General features: G+C 56.8%; 4 protein-coding genes. 2 read left to right on the top strand and 2 right to left on the bottom strand.

The window, feature by feature from the left end:
- Window positions 1-181 (top strand): IS4 family transposase (locus HV796_RS40055; protein WP_281369989.1); only part of this gene is annotated, 181 nt, incomplete at its 5' end.
- Window positions 182-2,388: 2,207 nt separating this feature from the next.
- Window positions 2,389-4,131: a hypothetical protein gene (locus HV796_RS40050; protein WP_175233261.1), complete on the top strand. Its 1,743-nt coding sequence runs from the start codon at window positions 2,389-2,391 to the stop codon at window positions 4,129-4,131.
- Between the two features lie 529 nt (window positions 4,132-4,660).
- On the opposite strand, the gene HV796_RS46225 is transcribed toward HV796_RS40050, so the two are convergent.
- Both HV796_RS46225 and HV796_RS44920 read right to left on the bottom strand, forming a co-directional pair.
- Window positions 4,661-4,897, bottom strand: a complete 237-nt coding sequence (locus HV796_RS46225) for an integrase core domain-containing protein (protein WP_425497116.1) — start codon at window positions 4,895-4,897, stop codon at window positions 4,661-4,663.
- A gap of 16 nt (window positions 4,898-4,913) precedes the next feature.
- A partial coding sequence (locus HV796_RS44920) for a DDE-type integrase/transposase/recombinase (protein WP_175233259.1) occupies window positions 4,914-5,410 on the bottom strand: 497 nt, incomplete at its 5' end.

Raw genomic sequence — 5,410 nt, 5'->3', positions numbered from 1 at the left:
CACGCCACCGTGTCTGAACGAAGTTGTTCGGCTCGTCGCGATGCCCGGCGGCTTCCTGGCCAGAAAGGGTGACGGCGAACCCGGCGTCAAGACTATCTGGCAGGGGCTGCAGCGTGTGATGGATTTCGCTGCCGGTCTCAGGTTTGCGCGCGAGCTCGGACAGGGGCTGACTTGTGTGTAATGGGTGGGCTCACGGAGGTCGTCCCGGTTATTGCCGAAGTTCCCGGCGGCACCTATGCATGGACTGATCGCCTGTCGGTGCTGCCGCAATAGATGAGACCGCTTCCAGACGGGCTCGTCATCTCGCGGCCCGACCAGGTAATGAACACGCGAGGCGCGTACGGTAATTTTTCGCTCACGAGGTGCAGCCAGAAACCACGCCCGGCTTCATAACAGCTGCGCACCAGAGTATCAGCGATCGGTAAGTGCGTCATTTCAGCCGTTGTTGAGCTGAACGTGTAGAGACGCGATAGTAATTCCCATCATTTCCAAGTAACGGGAATCATTTTTGACACCAGAAGTGAAGACCATCGTGGGCACCCCACGTACGATTACTTTTGCCACGGAATAACGACCCTGCTCGCAGCGCCGAATGCCGTTACCGGCGAGTTCATTACTCAGCGCGAGCAACGTTCCCGGCACTATAAAGTCGTTTCATCCCAGAAATAACTTTGCGTAAACGGGCGATCTTTTCGAGGTTAGAATTGGCGGTAACGGTCCACATGAACGGGCGTTATGCAGGTTTTATCGGTCGACATACCGCTGGATGCTGGAGCTCAATTGACGCGCGCTCTCAGATCGATACCGAATTACCGAGCCTACATTGCTGCCGGCGCGAATTGCGCAGTTACGGCAGCCTGTTTCGTCCCGTTTTCCCGAATCGGTCCGCGCGAAGCTACGATGGCTTGAGTGTTGCGGACCACTGCTCGACGACCTTGAACCTGAAAGCAATCCGCCATCGTCGCTCGCCATGCGCCGCCCCGTCGTCTGTCTGTGCCCGCTGTCCGAGTGGCCGGCTACTCTCCGCCAAAGCCCCCCCTTTGCTTGGCAGACTCGCCCCTACGCCGGACAACGTCGTTCATCAGCGGCCCGTGCCAAGAGTTCTTAGCGGGCTTAGGAACTGCGTGGGAACTGACTTTGTTTCGCTCCCTCAGGAAAGTGGCTCTCCAATGCGTGAGCATTCTGCGCCAGAACAGCCCGAACAGGTCTTGCAAGGCGTCGTCACAGGCTTCCTCACTGGTCGTCACCAAGATGCAGCCTCAATTCGGCAGTGTTCAGGAGCGGGTCGGGCAACTGTTACTTGTCCTCGCACAACGCTCGCCAGAAAGCAACGCCGTCGCGCACGCGCAGCTTGATGCCCGACGCCCGTACAGACTCGAACGCGGCGATCACTGCGCTGCGTGCGGCGTTGTTTTGAGACCCAACAAGCAGCGCGCTGAAATTGCAGCTGCTTCACGCCCTGCTCCAAGATTAAGTGTGCGAGTAATGGACCGCCAGCGAGTACACCATCGCTCGCGCAGCTCACCCAGGGCAGCGCATCGCCAATGGCCCGGCTTCAGCCGGACAGATAGCCCGTGCACGCAAGTCACGAAGATCATCCGCAGGCGTTGGCCAACTGGCTGATCACCACATGCCCATCTTCAGGGGAAGGCGGAGTTTCGGAGTCGGGCGCAGGCACCACGTATGTTCCACACTGTCCCACAGTCGTTACATGAAGCCATCAATCGTTCGATCGCTCCGGCTCGCGGGCGTGGGCGGTGCGCAAACGATGCGCGGCCGAGACTGCGCATGAGAGTAAATGCTGTAAGCGCGCGAGACCGCGTATCGCGTGGGCAGGTCCGCTGCGACAGCGGTGCATCGGACGCGATCGCAATGCGCGGCAACGTACGCAATTTGCCACAATGTAATCAAGATCTTCATATGCCAATCGATCTCCTGACGAGCCGTCGGACGCAGCAATTCGCAAATGGTCCGAGCAACAAGAGTAGACAAAAAACAATACCCGGCTGGCAATCACCCTCTGGCGGGCGAGATCCGATCTTTGACCAGACTGGACGGATCCTGCTACTGCGATCGACCTCTTCGCCGGGTGCGGCGAACAAACTTACGGCGCCCTCGCTGTCGCCGCCCGAGTCGACCCTGCTATCGGAACTGCTCCTAAAATTCGTCATCGAGCCTCGATACGTTCGGGCGTCACAGTACGCCACAAATCCGCTACAGGCCGCTCAACGGTCTGGCGTATCGTCATCCGTGGTAGCTAATGGGATCGACGTCGGCCGGGATACGGAGATTGACAATGGACTGTTGTCAGTCGTCACGCGGTCATATACTTCGCGCGATGAGGGCCGACCGGCGCGCCTGCGGGGCATACGATCGGCAAGCACGTTCTTGCAGCCGCGCAACACAGCCTCATCAGTCACTCATTCACCGGTTGTCGATCCCCCATCGCTTCATTTTGAGGAAGTGGAGCGCATTAGCCGCAGCACGGTCGTTAGTGAAGGCAATGCATTCCGATTGTCTCGATCCGTTGACTCTGCAGCAACCGCGGGTGGCATCAAACATTTTGCAGCCTATACCGGCATAGGTCTGCCTCCCACTCGCCCAACGGCTGTCGCGCATTATCTGCAGGATCGCAAAATTGATCCTTATAAAATGGTCGAAATAGAACAAGAAAACGACAACAACCCGGACGATTCACGGCCCGTAGTTATAAGGCGAACGGTGCTTGATATCATTCTGAATCAACAGGAACATCAGCTTTCCGATGGCGCGCTTAGGGCGAAGCTAGCGAATATGCCAACAGCAGATCAGATATTCGACGACGAACTTGCGGCTTGGAACACACCATCGAAACGACATGCACTTTCAAACGTCTTAAATAAGCTTTTTGGAAAGAAATTTGGGATTAATATGGAGAAGGAAAAAGCTTTACTTTACCGAATCCACTTGCTGAAAATATCCGCGACAGAGAAATGGACCGGATTTATTTTATCCCAGTTCGACGAAAATCCGGCCAAATATATTTGGAGTCATGTGTCAGAGAAAAGTGATGCCGTCATTTTTTATTTTCCTGAAAAAGAGTTGACCGCAACCGTCTCGGTGGCGCACGACCACGTGTATGTAGGATCTATACAATCAACATTGTTCGATAAGATGCAGAGGGGGACGGCGCTCATCGACACAGAATTTGACTCTTACTGCAACAAATTTTTCCCCACACCCCAATCAGACAAAACCAGACAGAATATTTTATCTGTTTCACCGATATCTGCATTTAAGTCCGGAGCACTGATCACCGTGGATTTTGTTGACGGTATTTTTGATCTCGATCGACTAAAAAAAATTGGATATCAGGAAACCGACGTGCAGCAAAAGGTCCATGAATCGTTAGCTCAGGCGGTTCCAGCTTACGACGGAGTGTCGAAGCTTGCTGACGGACAGGTACGGGGAGGCCTTGAAAGGCTATCTGAAGAAGCTCACCAGAACGATCTGGCCCTATCGTTGCACGGCAAGATGCCGAAATTCAGCGAAACGAAAGGCACCCTTAACACCGATCAACTACTTGAACCCGGACACACGGCGAAAGCGCATCGCAGCGGCCCGTTACGGCGTGATTTCAGGGATGCGGCTTGCGTGATGAGCCGACTGGAGGGATATGAACTCAGGACGCAGCCGGCGAGGTTACAGAAAAGCGCGTCGGGCATGCTCTGGGACCCAGCGACCGCAGCCTTTTACGCCGAGTTGCGCGGCAAGCTATACCGGGTGGCCCCTGATCGGGCGAAAACTACAGTGCACCGATCGATTTGGAACATCGTATCTCCGGACGGTTCCCGCAGGATAAGGACGATCCGCGCCGAATATACGGTTAGCGGTCAGTGGCAGATTACAAGGCGCCTCCCGAGCCTTCAGGGCGGCGGCGCGGGATCAATGGCCCGGAACGAACTCCCGACACCAGCGGGCCTGGACACACACCAACCCACTCCTCCTCGACGGCACGGGTTAAATCCGAACGCGCCAGCGTTCGTTCCCCAAGTTGACATACCCGCTGATTCCCGATGGCACTCCGGTAGAACCTCGCTTGCTTCAACATGTTTGGAATCTACCCCCTTCCCTGCGCCCTTATCAGGTTAAGGGGCAATGGCACGGTGGGTTTGAACCTTGGGCATATCAACATGGCTTTCACAACGGAATGGTGAGCCATTTCAATGCACAGACACCCGGTGGACCAATGCTGCACATCTACTGGAATTCCAAAGGGCAACTGGAAGTGGTCCCGCCAGGGGGAAGACCCCAAGGCTATTGAAAATGTCGTTTATCAAAAATTGGATGGGGACACTTTCGGCGGTGCACCGGGTATTTCGGAAAGCCCGAGGCAAAGTTGGTGTCTGGCTCGTATCGTGCCCCCCTTTTCATCACCTGCGAATCCTCATGCAAGTATTCAACAACTCGAACGTTGCCACCACGGAGCGCGCCACCCAGGATCCCGAAAAAAACGCCCACGCCGAGGCCCAGCAGGACTTCGCGCACCCAGCTACGCAGGCTACAGCAGGCTGAGGTTGACCCGGTTCGACGGATAGATCTGGGTTGGGATTAATGCGGTGTGGCACCACCCGCCAAGGATAAATCGCGAGTTGTCCACCGTCGGACGGCGGGTCGCCTGTCACCACCACGACGCTGCCCGCCCGTGGGCAACCCGCGCAGCAATGGCATCTGGGTTTGCGCATAACGGTCTTCGAATTCGAGCGGCGAACAGTAGCCAATGCTGCCATGAAGCCTGGCGGGCGCTGTACCATCCCTCCAGAAAGGAGAAGATTCGCCGGCGTGCCTGTTCATGGGTCGCAAAGTGTTCGCGCGAGAGCAGTTCGGCCTCCAGCCTGCCGAAGAACCACTCGCACATCGCGTTATCATATGCCTCACCAGCCGTGCCCATTGACGGCTGCACGTCGGCTTCGCGGCAACGCCGCCCAAAGGCAATGGACGTGTATTGGGCGGCCCTGATTGGAATGCAGAATCACACCGTCATAGCGTCGTTGCTGCAACGCCATGTCCAGCGAACACAGCATCAATTCGGTATACAGATGGTTTGACATCGCCCAGCCCACAATATGCCGACTGACCACATCGGGCATCACCGCCAGATACAGGAATCCTGCGTCGGTCGGCACGTTGGTCGCGTCAGCAATCCACAGCACGTTTGCCGCGTGCGCGATAAAACCCGCTGCCGTACCAGATCCGGCGCGCGCCGCGCCCCCGCGCGTGGCGGTGTGGTGCGCTACACCTAGATTCGCCAACCGCCACAGCGGCGGCAATGCTCGCGTCATCCTGCCAGCGTGCGCTGCAAGCAGGACCTGCGCTCGCTTGAGCTTGCGTGCCGCGTGCTTGCCGCCGCTTGGCATGGCCGCAAGCGCCT

This window comes from Paraburkholderia humisilvae, assembly GCF_902859855.1.
GTDB lineage: Bacteria > Pseudomonadota > Gammaproteobacteria > Burkholderiales > Burkholderiaceae > Paraburkholderia > Paraburkholderia humisilvae.
Note: the sequence above shows the minus strand (reverse complement) of the source record. Positions and strands in the feature narration are given on the sequence as shown.

Coding starts and splice junctions, on each gene's coding strand:
- HV796_RS46225 (WP_425497116.1), bottom strand. CDS start 4,897: ATGTGCGAGTGGTTCTTCGGCAGGCTGGAGGCCGAACTGCTCTCGCGC.